General features: G+C 58.9%; 17 protein-coding genes and 1 tRNA gene. 14 read left to right on the top strand and 4 right to left on the bottom strand.

The annotated features are described in order from the left end of the window. Positions 1–236: 236 nt before the first annotated feature. From SOR61_RS07760 to SOR61_RS07730, 7 genes are all read left to right on the top strand, one after another. Positions 237–683, top strand: a complete 447-nt coding sequence (locus tag SOR61_RS07760; RefSeq protein ID WP_320612096.1) for a hypothetical protein — start codon at positions 237–239, stop codon at positions 681–683. 63 nt (positions 684–746) lie between these two features. Continuing rightward, positions 747–1,178 carry a hypothetical protein gene (locus SOR61_RS07755; protein WP_320612095.1) on the top strand — a complete coding sequence of 144 codons (432 nt, stop codon included), beginning with the start codon at positions 747–749 and terminating at the stop codon, positions 1,176–1,178. A 52-nt stretch (positions 1,179–1,230) separates the two neighbouring features. Next, positions 1,231–1,560 carry a hypothetical protein gene (locus SOR61_RS07750; protein WP_320612094.1) on the top strand — a complete coding sequence of 110 codons (330 nt, stop codon included), beginning with the start codon at positions 1,231–1,233 and terminating at the stop codon, positions 1,558–1,560. Positions 1,561–1,953: 393 nt separating this feature from the next. Beyond that, positions 1,954–2,679, top strand: coding sequence for a serine O-acetyltransferase (gene cysE, locus SOR61_RS07745; RefSeq protein ID WP_320612093.1), 726 nt, complete (start codon positions 1,954–1,956; stop codon positions 2,677–2,679). Further along, complete coding sequence (gene cysS, locus SOR61_RS07740; protein ID WP_320612092.1) at positions 2,666–4,114, top strand: cysteine--tRNA ligase; 1,449 nt, start codon at positions 2,666–2,668, stop codon at positions 4,112–4,114. Before cysE ends, cysS begins: the two co-directional genes overlap by 14 nt. A 164-nt stretch (positions 4,115–4,278) precedes the next feature. After that, positions 4,279–4,899, top strand: a complete 621-nt coding sequence (locus SOR61_RS07735) for a hypothetical protein (protein ID WP_320612091.1) — start codon at positions 4,279–4,281, stop codon at positions 4,897–4,899. Further along, positions 4,859–5,275 (top strand): hypothetical protein, encoded by a 417-nt coding sequence (locus tag SOR61_RS07730; RefSeq protein ID WP_320612090.1) that lies wholly within the window; start codon positions 4,859–4,861, stop codon positions 5,273–5,275. Before SOR61_RS07735 ends, SOR61_RS07730 begins: the two co-directional genes overlap by 41 nt. Before the next feature lie 94 nt (positions 5,276–5,369). Here SOR61_RS07730 and SOR61_RS07725 read toward each other — a convergent pair whose 3' ends face one another. Next, on the bottom strand, positions 5,370–5,693 hold the full coding sequence (locus SOR61_RS07725; RefSeq protein ID WP_320612089.1) for a hypothetical protein: 324 nt from the start codon (positions 5,691–5,693) through the stop codon (positions 5,370–5,372). Positions 5,694–5,809: 116 nt separating this feature from the next. Between SOR61_RS07725 and SOR61_RS07720 the strand changes: the two genes are divergently transcribed. Further along, positions 5,810–6,055, top strand: a complete 246-nt coding sequence (locus SOR61_RS07720; RefSeq protein ID WP_320612088.1) for a helix-turn-helix transcriptional regulator — start codon at positions 5,810–5,812, stop codon at positions 6,053–6,055. Between the two features lie 160 nt (positions 6,056–6,215). Here the strand turns inward: SOR61_RS07720 and SOR61_RS07715 are convergent. Further along, positions 6,216–6,291: transfer RNA gene (locus tag SOR61_RS07715), tRNA-Ala, on the bottom strand. A gap of 90 nt (positions 6,292–6,381) precedes the next feature. Next, on the bottom strand, positions 6,382–6,537 hold the full coding sequence (locus tag SOR61_RS07710) for a hypothetical protein (RefSeq protein ID WP_320612087.1): 156 nt from the start codon (positions 6,535–6,537) through the stop codon (positions 6,382–6,384). Between the two features lie 152 nt (positions 6,538–6,689). On the opposite strand from SOR61_RS07710, the gene SOR61_RS07705 reads away from it, so the two are divergent. Next, positions 6,690–7,862 (top strand): bifunctional histidine phosphatase family protein/GNAT family N-acetyltransferase, encoded by a 1,173-nt coding sequence (locus SOR61_RS07705; RefSeq protein WP_320612086.1) that lies wholly within the window; start codon positions 6,690–6,692, stop codon positions 7,860–7,862. Beyond that, positions 7,859–9,805, top strand: coding sequence for a YgiQ family radical SAM protein (locus SOR61_RS07700; RefSeq protein ID WP_320612085.1), 1,947 nt, complete (start codon positions 7,859–7,861; stop codon positions 9,803–9,805). The genes SOR61_RS07705 and SOR61_RS07700 overlap by 4 nt, the downstream gene beginning before the upstream one ends. Positions 9,806–9,856: 51 nt before the next feature. On the opposite strand, the gene SOR61_RS07695 is transcribed toward SOR61_RS07700, so the two are convergent. After that, positions 9,857–10,849, bottom strand: a complete 993-nt coding sequence (locus tag SOR61_RS07695; RefSeq protein WP_320612084.1) for a nitronate monooxygenase — start codon at positions 10,847–10,849, stop codon at positions 9,857–9,859. Positions 10,850–11,111: 262 nt separating this feature from the next. Here SOR61_RS07695 and SOR61_RS07690 point away from each other — a divergent pair, with 262 nt between their 5' ends. From SOR61_RS07690 to SOR61_RS07675, 4 genes are all read left to right on the top strand, one after another. Continuing rightward, positions 11,112–11,543 (top strand): GNAT family N-acetyltransferase, encoded by a 432-nt coding sequence (locus SOR61_RS07690; protein ID WP_320612083.1) that lies wholly within the window; start codon positions 11,112–11,114, stop codon positions 11,541–11,543. A 115-nt stretch (positions 11,544–11,658) separates the two neighbouring features. Beyond that, positions 11,659–12,561 carry a LysR family transcriptional regulator gene (locus tag SOR61_RS07685; protein WP_320612082.1) on the top strand — a complete coding sequence of 301 codons (903 nt, stop codon included), beginning with the start codon at positions 11,659–11,661 and terminating at the stop codon, positions 12,559–12,561. Between the two features lie 162 nt (positions 12,562–12,723). After that, positions 12,724–14,208, top strand: coding sequence for an aldehyde dehydrogenase family protein (locus tag SOR61_RS07680; RefSeq protein WP_320612081.1), 1,485 nt, complete (start codon positions 12,724–12,726; stop codon positions 14,206–14,208). 112 nt (positions 14,209–14,320) lie between these two features. After that, the coding region (locus SOR61_RS07675; RefSeq protein ID WP_320612080.1) for an iron-containing alcohol dehydrogenase at positions 14,321–15,237 on the top strand (917 nt) is incomplete at its 3' end.

Raw genomic sequence — 15,237 nt, 5'->3', positions numbered from 1 at the left:
GTAAAATAACTTTATTCGCAAGAGTTTTTACAGCACATCAAGGCTTTTTCCTCAAAAGTAGTAAATTGGTAGTAAATTCAACTTGTTCTCTTGCAAATATCCTTGTATTTCAAGGGGTTTGAGGGTTAATTATTAAAGTTTTTTATAAAATGGGAAATTTGTTGCACAATATGTCCGCATATTATAGAATGATATCAACAAAGGAAGATGTATTGTGGCGAGAGGAGGATACTTTTATGAAAGCATCTGGCAAGAAAATCGGCGTGATCGTTGTGGTCCTTGTGATCGTTCTGACGTTGTTGGTCGGCATGTTTGTGATCCCGGCCATGACGGACCGGTCTGTGGCACAGAGCGACCGGATCCAGAAGCAGGCCGCAGAGCTCATCGCCAATTACCAGGGGGACTACAAGGATGACCTTACCCAGGAGATGGTCTGCCGCGACTTGGCCTACCTGGACCGTCAGAACTTCCACCCGGAGGAGATCGCCCAGTTTAACGGGATCACAGCGGTCTACACCTATTACACCGATCTGGGGAAAGACGGGCGAGTCGCCACGAATGTATGCACATGGAAAAACAAAGGGTCCTATTACTACACGCTGCAGGAAGGCACTGCAGAGGATGAGCTGAAAGTCACCCCCTGGGGCTGGGTCTATGCAAACGGGCAGAAGCTCCCCGGATAACGGCGGAGACCGCAGGAAAGCCCGGCGACGTACACGCCCGCCACGAAAGGAGGCGCAGACAGGATGAACTCCAATAAGCCCTTTGCTCCCCAAAGAAGGATCGCCTTTGCCATCACCGTCCTGGGCGTGGCAGCGATGATCGTAAAGTTCAAAGACTACGCTGAGGCGGGGCCGGAAGCGCCGATCTTCTGGGTCATGCTGGCGCTGATCGTTGGCATCATTCTGCTGAGCACCCTGCTGTACTGTAAGCTGTCCGCGCTGCCCCCCAGGGCCCAGAAGGCGATGCGGGGCTATCTGGCCTCTATCATCATCTTTGGGGCGATTGAACTGGCGGGCCATATCATTAAGGTTGGTAACCTCGTTGATAGGTTCTCGTCTGCGGCGGACATATTGCTGCCCGCCGGCTGGGTCAGCCTCCTGAGCGCCGTAGGCTGCTACTTCTTCCTGACGGGGAAAGCTCTTTATCCCAGCGACCCCGGTCCCCAGGGTTGGTAAAGCGCAGTACGTGTTCGCATTTCGTTTGGTCTTGATAGAGGAGGGATTGGTTATGATGATTCTGCTGGCTGCTCTCTTTGTTCTCTCCCCGGTGGTGCTTTATCTGACCAGAGAGAAACCCATCGCCGTGATGATCGCGGCGGATGTCATTGCCTACGTCGCCCTGCTCCTGGTCATGGTGGTGGTCTGCCCGCCCGCCGCGGCCCTGGCAGACGGCGCATCCCTTGGGAGCGCATTTGCCCCGGCTGCTTTCTCCAACTTCTGGATCGGAGACGTACTCATGATGGTCCCGGTGACCAAGTTTGCCCTGCTCCTGATGGTGTGCGAGCTGGCGGGCATGGTGGTCCACCGGAACTGGAAAGCCTCCCTGCCCCGGACCTGACCGGGCAGCTGAGGATTCGGTTGTTTTCTACTTGCATTCCTCCAGCAGCCGCCTCGTCATGAGGCGGCTGCCGCTTTTTGGGGCGCTGCTTCCGGCCTTGACACCATTGCCGGGGCATGGTAATATACTGGTACTGTGAACAAGTTCATCTCGCGTGGAACGGGAAGAGTACCGTATCAGAACCGGACAGAGAGGGGAGGCCACCGACTGAAAGCCGCCCTGCGGGGAGATAGGGGAAAGTGCGCCCGGGAGCGAGGGGGATGCAGATGCCCTCCGGTTTGGCGCCGTTACCGGCCTCTGAGTAAGAAAAAAGAGTGGACCCGCGGATGAATTTCGCCTCTTGACCGATCGTGTGGTCAGGAGGTTTTTTTATTGCAAGAATTTGAGAGGTGAATGGATTTGCCCCATTTGATCGAAACCCTGGGGGCCTATCAGGCCCGTGACCCGGCAGCCCGGAGCAAGCTGGAGGTTTTTCTCCTCTACCCCGGGGTGCACGCCACCCTGTACCACCGGGTGGCCCACGCCTGCTACCGCCATAACTTACGATTCCTGGCCCGGGCCATCTCCCAGTGGAGCCGGTTCTGGACCGGAATTGAAATCCACCCCGGTGCCAAGATCGGCCGCCGCTTCGTCATCGACCACGGGATGGGCATCGTCATCGGCGAGACCGCCGAGATTGGCGACGACTGCCTCATCTACCACGGGGTCACCCTGGGCGGCACCGGCAAGGACAAGGGAAAGCGTCACCCCACCCTGGGCAACAACGTCCTGGTGGGCAACGGCGCCCGGATCTTAGGCCCCTTTACCGTGGGGGATAACGCCCGTATCGCTGCCGGTTCGGTGGTGCTCAGCGAGGTGCCCCCAGACAGCACCGCCGTGGGCGTGCCCGCCCAGGTGGTGCGGGTCCACGGGCATTCGGTGCACTACGCCGACGCTGTGGACCAGATCAACGTCCAGGACCCGGTGCTGGAAAAGCTGGCCGCCATGTCCTCCCGGCTGGAGCTGGTGGAAAAACTGCTGGACGAACAGTATCAGAAAACGATGAACCACGGGGCAGAGGGAGAAGCCTCTGCCCAGGAAACCAGAACAGAAGGAGAGTCGACCCATGTATCTGTATAATTCTGCAACCCATAAAAAGGAAGAGTTTAAGACCCATACCCCCGGCCACGTGGAGATGTATACCTGCGGCCCCACGGTGTACCATTTTGCCCACATCGGCAACCTGCGCAGCTATATCATGGAGGACGTGTTGGAGAAGTTCCTGCGGTACGCCGGCTATGACGTGAACCGCGTGATGAACATCACCGACGTGGGTCACCTGACCAGTGACGCAGACGAGGGCGAAGATAAGATGCTCAAGGGCGCCAAGCGGGAGCACAAGACCGTCATGGAAATCGCCCAGTTCTACACCGACGCCTTTTTCAGCGACTGCGCCAAGCTGAACATCAAGACCCCTGACGTGGTGCAGCCTGCCACCGGCCTCATCGACGACTATATCCGCATCGTCTCCACCCTGATCGAGAAGGACTACGCCTATTTCGCCGGGGGCAACGTGTACTTTGACACCTCCAAGCTGGACCGGTACTATGTGTTCAACGAGCACAAGGAGGAGGACCTGGCTGTGGGCGTCCGGGAGGGCGTGGAAGAGGACACCAACAAGCGCAACAAGAACGACTTCGTCCTCTGGTTTACCAAGTCCAAGTTTGAGGACCAGGCCCTGAAATGGGATTCCCCCTGGGGCGTGGGCTACCCCGGCTGGCACATTGAGTGCTCCGGCATCTCCATGAAGTACAACGGCGAGTATCTGGACATCCACTGCGGCGGCATCGACAACGCCTTCCCCCACCACACCAACGAGATCGCCCAGTCTGAGAGCTATCTGGGCCATCCCTGGTGCCCCCAGTGGTTCCATGTGCACCATCTGAACACCAACGACGGCAAGATGAGCAAGTCCAAGGGCGAGTTCCTCACCGTCTCCTTGCTGGAAGAAAAGGGATATGATCCCCTGGTGTACCGTCTGTTCTGCCTCCAGAGCCATTATCGGAAGTCCCTGGTCTTCAGCTGGGAGAACCTGGACAACGCCGTGGGCACCTTCAACAAGCTCATTCAGCGGATCGCAGCCCTGAAGCCTGGCGACGGAGAAGTGGATCAGGAGACCATGGAGACCCTGAAGGCCAAGTTCAAGGGTGCGCTGGACAACGACCTGAACACCGCCCTGGCTGTGACCGCAGTGTACGACGTGCTGAAGGCCAAGACCAACGACGCCACCAAGCTGGCGCTGCTGGCTGACTTTGACCAGGTGCTGAGCCTGGACCTGCTGGCCAAGGCAGAGGCCAAGCGGCAGGAGATGGCCAAAGCGGCCGAGTCCAAGACCCAGGGCGACTACACCATCACCGGCGAGGGCGACCCGGAGATCGATGCGCTGGTGATGCAGCGGTACGAGGCCAAGAAGGCCAAGAACTTTGCGGAGGCTGACTGTATCCGGGACCAGCTGAAAGACATGGGCATCACCCTGGTGGACGTTCCCAAGGGTGTGAAGTGGTCCAGAGAGTAAGACCAAACAAGAGAGAAAAGACAGAGGGAGTCGGGCAGCCGCCCGGCTCCCTCTTTTTGTGGGCTGCCAGGGCAAGCGGGCTTAGAACAGGGGAACCCATGGGCAATGAAGAGGAATATACTGAGGTAACATCTCCAAGGAAAGGGAGGGAGAGGTTTGACAGGTTGGTATCGTTTCTGCACTTCCCGGAGACAATGGATGCATCCCCTCTGTTGGTGCTGTCCCTATGGCTGGTATGGCTGGTGGGGTTGGCCCCTGCCGGGCCCCACGGGACCGGCGGGTTTACCGGGTGCTACGGGTCCCACGGGACCGGCGGGTTTGCCGGGTGCTACGGGTCCCACGGGCCCGTCGGGTTTGCCGGGGGCCACCGGTCCTACCGGGCCCGCTGGTTTGACAGGTGCTGTCGGTGCGGTGGGCCCCACCGGACCTATGGGTTCTACCGGTCCGAGAGGGCAGACCGGGGCCACAGGCCCCACGGGTCCTACCGGGCCAGCCGGGACGATCTTCACCATCGGTGCGACCGGCCCCACCGGTCCTACCGGTCCCACTGGTTTGACGGGGTCTGCCGGTGCGGTGGGTCCCACCGGACCTATGGGTTCTACCGGTCCCACTGGCCCTGCGGGCTTACCCGGGGCAACGGGTCCTGCTGGTCCTACAGGACCCACTGGGGCGATCGGCCCTACAGGCGACATTGGACCTACGGGGCTACCAGGGGCGACCGGTCCCACGGGACCCACTGGTCCCATGGGAGAACTGCCCAACGAGAGTTTTGCTTCCTTTATTAACACGCAATACCCGCTGATTCGCGGCAGTTTACTCACCATGATCCCCAGCGTCATTGATACCACAGGAAACATCGTGGCCCGGGACCTGGAACATATTTCTCTGGCGGCGGGATATTATCTGGTCTCCTACAAGGTTTCTGCACTGTTTCGTACTGCGAACTATATGCAGATCACACCTACATACAATGGGACCGCACATCTGGAGACGGGGATCTATTTTGCCACCAGCACCAACGGGTCCAGTGCAGCGGGGTCAGCGTGCCTGATCCTGTATGCGCCCACCCCGACGGAGTTCAGCCTGACATACACCGGCTCCGGGGATGCGGTGGATGGAGAGATCAATCTCACCATTGTGAAGCTCCGGCGGACCGCCTGAGGAACAATGGAGTATCAACCCCATGACCTCCCGGGATTTCACCGGGAGGCCATGGGGGTAAAAAGACACCTGAAATGGATTTGATTGTACGTTGTTATATTCTCGGCAAATCTTCGTTATAGGGAAAGTAATCCCAACCCAATATTACCTTTTCGTTCACTTCGCCGACGGAGCCGTCAGAATAAAAATACCAAAACTTTCCGTTCTCATAGGCGGTTTCCGTTGTGACAATATCGCCGTTGTCGTCTCTGTATTTCAAAATAACATAACTTGCGTTTCGCGGCCTCTCATTTTCCGGTTTTCGCCAGATCAAAATAGAAAAGTCACTGACCTTTTTCGCTCCAAGTATCTTTTTTAATTGGTACCGCTTCAGGGTGCGGGCCAGTTTATCCATATCCCATGCGGAATGAACGTTCATGGTTTTCTCACTCTCTCCCATTTATTTTCTACGTTGTCCTGTCATAAGATATCTTGCTTTGGAAAATAGGATAGCCTTAGGGTGTGTCCTATGTCAAGACAAGAGGTGGCAGATCATTGGCGAGAATCATAGACGGCAAAGCCATGAACATGGTGGGCGACAAAGTAAAGGCGTTGCGGCTTGCGAACGGCATGAGTCAACAGGCCGTCTCCAATAAACTGGAGACAATGGCCATTTATGTGTGCCGGGGTTCAATCTCCCGCATCGAAGACAAGACGCGGACTGTGACAGACATAGAGTTATATGGTCTGGCACAAGTTTTCGGCGTGCCAATTGAAGATTTCTTTGGGAAGCCAGAGTAAATGGCGGCCCTCCGTTGCCTGTCCCAATACGAGGATAAGGATAGAATGAAATAAAAGAAAAAACGGCGTTTTCTGGAAGGGTTTCCATGAAAACGCCGTTTTGATTTTATGATCGTATGGAGGAAAGAAAAAAGACCTGAAACTAAAGTTTCAGGTCTTTTGGTGGAGATAAGCGGGATCGAACCGCTGACCTCTTGAATGCCATTCAAGCGCTCTCCCAGCTGAGCTATACCCCCATCGATTTACTTGTTGCTCAAGGTAAGAGTCATATTAACAGATGGGAAGCGGTTTGTCAAGGGGAGATCGCAAAAAATTTCAAGAAAGGATCAGCGGCTCATCTGATCGAAGGCGTTTTCCATATGACGGGCGGTGCGGTTGATCATCCTCCGGATCTTCTTCTCCCTGGCTTTCATGCGGATGCCCAGGCAGGTGCCTGCTGCCACCCCCACGGCCATGCCGGCCCAGAAGGTATTGGGATTCATGGAAAACCATCCCTCCTTTCGGTGGATTGTCTGCATGAGACAAGGATAGTGTGCCCTGCTTTGCGAGAAAATCCGTTGCTAAAATATGTGAGTTGGGCTATAATGAAAGGCTATGAACGAAGAGAATATCAAAAGAAACCGGAGGAGACGGTATGACCACGATCTATCTGATTCGACACGCGGAAGCGGAAGGCAATCTTTACCGCCGCATCCACGGACAATATAACAGCCTCATCACCGACAACGGATACCGGCAGATCCAGGCCCTGGAAGAGCGGTTTGCAAAGGTGCCCATTGATGTAGTCTATTCCAGCGACCTGTTTCGCACCATGACCACAGCCCGTGCCATTTATGTGCCCAAGGGGCTGGAGCTCCATACCCGCCCCGACCTGCGGGAGCTGAGCATGGGGGAGTGGGAGGACCACTCCTGGGCGGGGATCGACCGCACCGACCACGAGAGAATGGGACTCTTCACCACCACCTCCCCGGACTTTCGGGCGCCGGGAGGAGAGAGCTTCCCGGAAGTCCGCCGCCGGGGCACGGCAGCCATCCTGGACATTGCAGCCCACCACGACGGGCAGACGGTGGCCGTGTTTGCCCACGGTACCCTCATTCGCAACACCCTGGCGGAGTTTTTGGGCATCGGCCTGAGCGAGATGAAGAAGATGGGACACAGCGACAACACGGCGGTGTCCCTGCTGGAGATCACCGATGGAACGGTAAATGTAGTCTATATGGACGACAACTCCCACCTGACCCCGGAGATCTCCACCCTGGCCCGACAGAACTGGTGGAAGAAGAACGACCAGAAAGCCGACGTGAACCTCTGGTTTGCCCCGGCGGACCTGGACCGGGCAGAGGACCGGGACTACTATCTCTCCTGCCGGGAACTGGCCTGGCGGGGGGTGTATGGAACCCTGGACCGGTATGATGGCGGTGTCTTTCTGGAGGACGCCCGGGCGGCCTGGAAGCAGGAGCGGAAGAGTCTGGCGGTGGCCATGGTGGGCAGCCGCCGGGCGGGGCTTCTCCAGCTGGACCCTGCCCGGGGCGCTGCGGAGAAGAAGGGACACATCGCCTTCCTCTACCTGGACCCGGACCAGCGCCGCAACGGTGTAGGGGTCCAGCTCATCGGCAAGTCGGTGAGCGTCTACCGCCCCATGGGCCGGGACCGGCTCGGGCTGGTGTGTTCCCAGGCCAACCAGCCGGCCCTGTCCTTCTATGAGAAGTATGGATTCCGCCGCACGGGGGAGACCCAGGGCGCTTACGGTCCCCTGTACGAGATGGAAAAGTATATTGGGTATGAACCCCAGGGAGAACTGCGGTGAAAAAGGAACGGGATTTTCTGCCCATATCCCGGGAGGACCTCCTCCGTCGGGACTGGCACTACTATGACTTTCTCCTCATTACCGGAGATGCCTATGTGGACCACCCTTCCTTCGGCACGGCCATCATCAGCCGGGTGCTGGAGGCGGAGGGGTATCGGGTGGCCATTCTGGCCCAGCCGGACTGGCGGGACAACCAGGCCTTTACCGCCCTGGGCCGCCCCCGGTACGGCGTGCTCATCAACGGAGGCAACATTGACTCCATGGTGGCCCACTACACAGCGGCCAGAAAGCGCCGCCATGACGATGCCTACTCCCCGGGCAACCGGGCGGGCCTGCGCCCGGACCGGGCCACCATTGTCTACGCCAACAAGGTGCGGGAGGTTTTTGGAGACATCCCCATTGTGATCGGGGGACTGGAAGCCTCCCTGCGCCGGTTTGCCCACTATGACTACTGGGAAGACAAGGTCCGCCGGTCCATGCTTTTTGACGCCCAGGCGGACCTGCTGACCTATGGCATGGGGGAGCGGGCCACCCGGGAGATCGCCCGGCTGCTGGCCTCGGGCACTCCGGTGTCCGAGATCACCACGGTGAAGGGGACCTGTTTTGCGGCCAAAGATCCCTCCGCCTGCGGTTACCCGTCGGTGGAAGTGGAGTCCTACGAGACGGTGGCCCGGGACAAAAAGGCCTATGCCCGGGCGAATCTGGTGGAGTACGACGAGCACGACCCCGTCCGGGGCCGGGCGGTGATCCAGCGCCACGGGGACCGGTACCTGATCGCCAATCCCCCTGCCATGCCCCTCAATACCCAGGAGCTGGATGAAGTGGCAGAACTGCCCTATATGCGGGAGCCCCATCCGGTGTATGACAGCATGGGGGGCGTGCCCTCCATTGAAGAGGTGCGCTTTTCCGTCATCCATAATCGCGGCTGCTTCGGCGCCTGCAAGTTCTGCTCCCTGGCTTTCCACCAGGGGCGGATGGTGACCTCCCGCAGCCACGAGAGCATCATCCGGGAAGTGACGGAACTCACCAAGCACCCTGGCTTTAAGGGATACATCCACGACGTAGGCGGCCCCACGGCCAACTTCCACCGTCCCTCCTGCAAGAAGCAGATGAAGCACGGCCTGTGTAAGCACCGGGACTGCCTGGCCCCGGAGCCCTGTCCCAACCTGGACGCAGACCACACCGACTACCTCATCCTTCTGCGGAAGCTGCGGGAAATCCCCGGGATCAAGAAGATCTTCATTCGCTCGGGCATCCGCTTCGACTATCTGCTGAAGGATAAAAACGGGGAGTTCTTTGCCGACCTGGTGAAGCACCACATCAGCGGCCAGCTGAAGGTGGCCCCGGAGCACTGCGTGGGCCATGTGCTGGACGCCATGGGCAAGCCCCACATCGCCACCTATGAGAAGTTTAAGGACAAGTACCAGCGGCTGAACCAGAAGTATGGGAAGAACCAGTTCCTGGTGCCCTATCTCATGTCCTCCCATCCCGGCAGTACCCTGAACGACGCCATTGCCATGGCCCAGTGGCTGAACAAGACCGGCCGCCAGCCGGAGCAGGTGCAGGATTTCTACCCCACCCCGGGGACCCTGTCCACCTGCATGTATTACACCGGGCTGGACCCCCGGACCATGGAGCCGGTGTATGTACCCAAAACACCCCATGAGAAAGAGCTGCAGCGGGCGCTGTTACAGTGGAAGCGGCCGGAAAAGCGGCGGCTCATCATGGAGGCCCTCCACCGGGCCGGACGGGAGGACCTCATTGGCTACGGGCCCCAGTGTCTGCTGCGGCCCATCCGCCCGGGCAAGCCGGAAGAGAAGAAAGCCTCTGGCCGCCGGAGCGAGGGAAAGCCGTCCCAGGGGAAGACCCGCCGGGAACCGCCCCGTGGGGGAAGACGTTCCCAGGGCAAGCCTGGAAAGCCCAACGGAAAAAAGCGAAGATAAGAAGAACCGCCCTGCCGCATGCATTTGCGGCAGGGCGGTTTTGTGTAAGCATCATTCGTAGAAGCGGTAGGGGGAGGGTTCCAGCATACCGGTCACCCGCTGATGCATGTCGTAGAGTTCCCGCATCATCTCTTTGATGATCTGGGCGGCGGGCTTCACGTCGTGGATGCGGCCCAGGACCTGTCCCATGGCGATCTGGGCGGCCTGGGGATCGTCCTTCTCGTAGGCGGCCCTGGTCACCGCCCCCCGGATCATGGGATAGAGTTCGTCAAAGGTGGGATGCGTTTTTTCAAACTCGATGATGTCCATGGCCCCTTTGGTCTTGATGGAGCGCAGGGCGTTGCGGATGCTCATCTGGGTGAGGACGGTGTCGGTCTCCCTGGATTCGATGATGAACTTCCGCAGGTGGGGACCGATGTCGGTCTCCGAGGCCATGAGGAAACGGGTGCCCACCATGACCCCGTCCAGGCCCATGGCCAGGGCGGCGTACATGGTCCGCCCGTCGCAGATCCCGCCGGCGCCCACCACGGGGATGGAACACCGCTCTGTGGCCAGGGGCCACTGGACGATGGAACCCACCCCGGCCATGCCGGGATGGCCGCCGCCCTCATAGCCCACGATGCAGACGGCGTCGCAGCCCACATCCTCGGCGGTGTGGGCAAAGCGGGAGTCTGGGATCTTGTGCATCACCAGGCAACCAGCCCCTTTCAGGGTGTCCATAAAAGGCTTGGGGCTGCTGCCGGCGGTCTCGACGATGTGGACTTTTTCCTCCACGATGGCCTCCAAAAAACCCTTGATAGGGCCGTCGGGCTTGGTGTCCGGCAGGAGAGAGAGGTTCACGCAAAAGGGTTTTCTGGTGAGGCTTTTCAGCAGGCGGATGTCCTCCTGAAAAGCCTCGGGGGTTTCATAGGTGGTCATGTTGATGGTGCCCAGTCCTCCTGCGTTGGAGACGGCGGCCGCCAGGCGGGGCTTGGAGAGCCACTGCATGGCGCCCTGGATGATGGGATACTCAATGCCGAAGAGCTGGGTGATTCTGGTTTTCATAGAAATCCCTTCTTTTGTTACGGAGAGTTTAAGAGCGCAGGATCAAATGTCCCGCGATGCATATCAATACAGCTATGGTAGCAAGTTTGGCGGGAAAGGTCAATGGAAAGGGGGCAGAAGAGGGGGAGGAAGTGTTGTAATACTGCCCAAATCCAGGGAAAAAAGGAGGAAGAATATGGAGGAAATGAAGAAAAGAGGTTTGACAAAGTTCTCAAAGAGATTTATAATAAGCTATCATTATAAAGTAAATGGAGGGTGCGTCATGGAATTTAAAACAGCAACGATGGAAGATTTTGATGTAGCGTTTGATTACATCGAAAAACTCTGGACCTACAACACCTACGACAAGGAAGTGATCCGCAAAGTGTATGCGGACGTTCTGGCTGACGAGGACAGCTTTGCCTTCTTCCTTATGGAGAACGGCGAGTACCATGGCTTCTGCCACGGCGCATACTTCAATACATTCTGGCTGTCCGGCATGACCTGCTATGTCTCCAGCATCATCACCAACCAGAACGAGCGGGGCAAAGGCTACGGCGTGAAGCTCATGGACCACGCCAAGGAGCTGGCCAAGGAAAGAGGCTGCAAGGCTCTGGTGCTGGATTCCGGTATGCCCCGGAAGGAAGCCCATCGGTTCTATGAGATCTACGGCTTTGAAAAGAGCTGCTACGGCTTTGACTACTACCTGGACTAAAGCCGATCGCTGCAACAACGGAACCTCTGCCGGTATCTCCCCGCAGGAGATACCGGCGGCTTTTTGTGTGGATGCTCCGGCGCAGGGTTTACCGGGGCGGGGGAGAGAAGGGATTATGAGTTTTCGCAGGATTGAATACTTTCTGTCGGTGGCCAAACACCTGAATTTTACCAAAGCGGCCCGGGAATGCTATGTAGCCCAGGCGGCCATCAGCCAGCAGATCAAGCAGTTTGAACAGGAGCTGGGCTTTGCCCTCTTTGACCGGGGGGGCACCTCGGTCAAGCTGACCCCTGCGGGGGAGTACTTCGCCAACCAGTGCCGGAGCATCATGGCCCAGTACAACGGGGCGGTGAAGCAGGCCCGGGCCATTGTGGACGGGGAGCGGAAGCGGCTGCGCGTGGGCTTTCGGGGCCCCTGCGCCGGGGAGCCCTTTACCTGGCATCTGCGCCGCTACCGTCAGGTGTATCCGGAGGCCTCCGTGCGTCTGCGGGAGGACCGGCGGGAAGTGCTCATGGAGGATCTGCTCAAAGGGGAGCTGGATATGCTGGTGATCCCTGAGTACGGGATGCCCCTGGATGAGCGGTTCGATACCATTGAGCTGGGCAGCCGCCGCTCCAAGTTTATGATCGGGCCGGACAGCCCCCTGGCCGGGCGGCGGAGCATTTCCTCCGCAGAGCTCACCGGCCAGACTATCCTGCGGATGGAGGGGGCCGGGCAGGAGGATAACCTCCAGCAGAGAAATGAATACTATGTTCGCCTGGGCCTGGGCAGCAATCCCGTGCGCAGCGTAAAGAGCTATTTTGAGACGGTGCTGGCGGTGCAGGCCGGGCTGGGCATTGCCGCAGTGCCCAGCGGCGCAGAGAGCCAGCTGCCCAAGGATATTACCGTGTTTGAGATCGAAGGGGACACCTTCCGGGAGAGCACGGTGGCGGTGCGGCAGATCCCCCCGGTGAGCGTTGCGGCGGACGACTTTTTCCGGCTGGTCCGGCGGGAGCAGGAGCAGGAAGCAGAGGCATAACTTTTTGTGATGTGCCTATTAGTTTTATGTGTTTTTCAAACCGTCGGTGCTGTGCTATAATAGATGAGGAAGAAAATCTTCTCAAAGATAGCGATATAAAGCACAAAACACGGAACGGATGATGGATCAGACGGTTCCGTTTCAAAAGAAAGGAGCACCGACATGAGCGCAAGACTGGACGAAAGATATGATCTCTATATTGGCGGTAAGTGGGTCCCCGCTTCCGATGGTAAAACCTTTGCCACCACCAATCCTGCTACCGGCGCAAAGCTGGCAGAGTGTGCAGAAGCCACCAAGGAAGACGTAGACGCTGCGGTCAGGGCTGCCTGGGCGGCGTTTCCTGCCTGGCGCGATCTGTCCACCGGTGCCCGGGCGGCTATTCTGGATAAGATCGCCGACGTGATCGACGAAAACGCTGCCCTTCTGGCAGAGGTAGAGAGCATGGACAACGGCAAGCCCATCCGGGAGACCACTGCCGTGGACGTCCCCTTCTCCTCCGACCACTTCCGTTACTTTGCCGGCGCCATCCGCACCGAAGAGGGCAAGGCTTCGGTTCTGGACGGCGGTATGCTGAGCCTCATCCTCCGGGAGCCCATCGGCGTGGTTGGTCAGATCGTTCCCTGGAACTTTCCCTTCCTGATGACCGCATGGAAGCTGGCCCCCGCCCTGGCCGCCGGCGACTGCATCGTCCTGAAGCCCTCCTCCACCACACCTCTGAGCGCCCTGCTGCTGGCAAAGCTCATCGGCGACCTGCTGCCCCCCGGCGTTCTGAACGTGGTGACCGGCGGCGGAAGCCGCGCCGGCCAGTATATGCTGGATCACCCCGGCTTCCGGAAGCTGGCCTTCACCGGCTCCACCGAGGTGGGTCTGGGCGTGGCCAAGGCAGCAGCGGATAAGCTCATCCCCGCCACCCTGGAGCTGGGCGGCAAGAGCGCCAACATCTACTTCGACGACTGCAAGTGGGATATGGCCATCGACGGCCTGCAGCTGGGCATCCTCTTCAACCAGGGCCAGGTCTGCTGCGCAGGGTCCCGGGTCTTTGTCCAGGAAGGCATCTATGACAAGTTCGTAGAGGCCGCCGTCAAGGCCTTTAACCAGGTCACCGTTGGCGATCCTCTGGACCCCAACACCCAGATGGGGGCCCAGGTGGACGAGAACCAGATGCGGAAGATCCTCTCCTACGTGGAGATCGCCAAGGAAGAGGGCGCCACTGTGGTCTGCGGCGGCGAACGCTACACCGAGGGTGCGTGCGCCAAGGGCTGCTTCATGAAGCCCACCCTCATCGTGAACGCCACCAACGACATGCGGGTGGCCCAGGAAGAGATCTTTGGCCCTGTGGCCGTGGTCATCAAGTTCAAGACCGAGGAAGAGGTCATCGCCATGGCCAACGACTCTGTCTATGGTCTGGGCGGCGCCGTCTGGACCCGTGACATCAACCGCGCCATCCGGGTGGCCCGGGCGGTGGAGACCGGCCGTATGTGGGTCAACACCTATAACCAGATCCCCGCAGGCGCTCCCTTCGGCGGCTACAAGCAGTCCGGCATCGGCCGCGAGACCCACAAGGTCATCCTGGAGCACTACACCCAGCAGAAGAATATCATGATCAACCTTAACGAGACCTCCACCGGGTTCTACCCTGAGAAGTAAGCAGAAACCGCATTTCATCCCTTCGTGTCAGAATACGGTCGGTTCTCGCGGCGGTTTATTCCGCTGCGAGAACCGCCTTTTTCCCTAAAACCCCAGGAAAGGAAGAAGTCATATGTCTACCTATTATTTCGTACCCAGCAGAAACGTGTTTGGTGAGGGCTCCGTGGAGGAGACCGGCCACCTGATGCAGAGCCTTGGAGGCAGAAAAGCCATGATCGTCACCGACGAATTCCTGGCCGGCCACCCCATGACCCAGCGCATCCAGAAGATCCTGAAGGACGCAGGCGTGGACTCCGCCGTGTTCGGCAAGGCCGAGCCCAACCCCAAGGATACCAACGTGGTGGAAGGGGAGGCCTTCTTCCATGACAACGGCTGCGACTGCATCCTCTCTCTGGGCGGCGGTTCCTCTCATGACTGCGCCAAGGGCATTGGCCTGGTGGCCACCAACGGGGGCAAGATCGCAGATTACGAAGGCGTAGACAAGGCCCACGAGGCCCTGCCGCCCCTGGTGGCAGTGAACACCACCGCCGGCACCGCCTCTGAGATCACCCGGTTCTGTATCATCACCGACACCGTCCGGAAGGTGAAGATGTGCATCGTGGACTGGCGGGTCACCCCGGCCATCGCCATCAACGACCCTGAGCTCATGGTGGGTATGCCCGCCTCTCTCACTGCGGCCACCGGCATGGACGCACTGACCCACGCAGTGGAAGCCTATGTCTCCACTGCCGCCAACCCCCTCACCGACGCCGCCGCCATCAAGGCCATCGACAAGATCGTTCACTATCTGCCCCAGGCTGTGGCAAACGGCGAGTACATGAAGGCCCGTTCCGAGATGGCCTACGCCCAGTATCTGGCCGGCGTTGCCTTCAACAACGCCTCTCTGGGCTATGTTCACGCCATGGCTCACCAGCTGGGCGGCTTCTACAACCTGCCCCACGGCGTGTGCAACGCAGTCCTGCTGCCCTATGTCCAGGAGTTTAACCTGATCGGCAACCTGGAGCGCTTTGGCGTCATCGCCGAGACCAT

The organism is Evtepia sp., assembly GCF_034090835.1.
Lineage (GTDB): Bacteria > Bacillota > Clostridia > Oscillospirales > Oscillospiraceae > Evtepia.
This window is presented reverse-complemented; position numbering and strand designations above follow the sequence as displayed.

Coding starts and splice junctions, on each gene's coding strand:
- SOR61_RS07760 (WP_320612096.1), top strand. CDS start 237: ATGAAAGCATCTGGCAAGAAAATCGGCGTGATCGTTGTGGTCCTTGTG.
- SOR61_RS07755 (WP_320612095.1), top strand. CDS start 747: ATGAACTCCAATAAGCCCTTTGCTCCCCAAAGAAGGATCGCCTTTGCC.
- SOR61_RS07750 (WP_320612094.1), top strand. CDS start 1,231: ATGATGATTCTGCTGGCTGCTCTCTTTGTTCTCTCCCCGGTGGTGCTT.
- cysE (WP_320612093.1), top strand. CDS start 1,954: ATGGATTTGCCCCATTTGATCGAAACCCTGGGGGCCTATCAGGCCCGT.
- cysS (WP_320612092.1), top strand. CDS start 2,666: ATGTATCTGTATAATTCTGCAACCCATAAAAAGGAAGAGTTTAAGACC.
- SOR61_RS07730 (WP_320612090.1), top strand. CDS start 4,859: ATGGGAGAACTGCCCAACGAGAGTTTTGCTTCCTTTATTAACACGCAA.
- SOR61_RS07725 (WP_320612089.1), bottom strand. CDS start 5,693: ATGAACGTTCATTCCGCATGGGATATGGATAAACTGGCCCGCACCCTG.
- SOR61_RS07710 (WP_320612087.1), bottom strand. CDS start 6,537: ATGAATCCCAATACCTTCTGGGCCGGCATGGCCGTGGGGGTGGCAGCA.
- SOR61_RS07705 (WP_320612086.1), top strand. CDS start 6,690: ATGACCACGATCTATCTGATTCGACACGCGGAAGCGGAAGGCAATCTT.
- SOR61_RS07695 (WP_320612084.1), bottom strand. CDS start 10,849: ATGAAAACCAGAATCACCCAGCTCTTCGGCATTGAGTATCCCATCATC.
- SOR61_RS07690 (WP_320612083.1), top strand. CDS start 11,112: ATGGAATTTAAAACAGCAACGATGGAAGATTTTGATGTAGCGTTTGAT.
- SOR61_RS07685 (WP_320612082.1), top strand. CDS start 11,659: ATGAGTTTTCGCAGGATTGAATACTTTCTGTCGGTGGCCAAACACCTG.
- SOR61_RS07680 (WP_320612081.1), top strand. CDS start 12,724: ATGAGCGCAAGACTGGACGAAAGATATGATCTCTATATTGGCGGTAAG.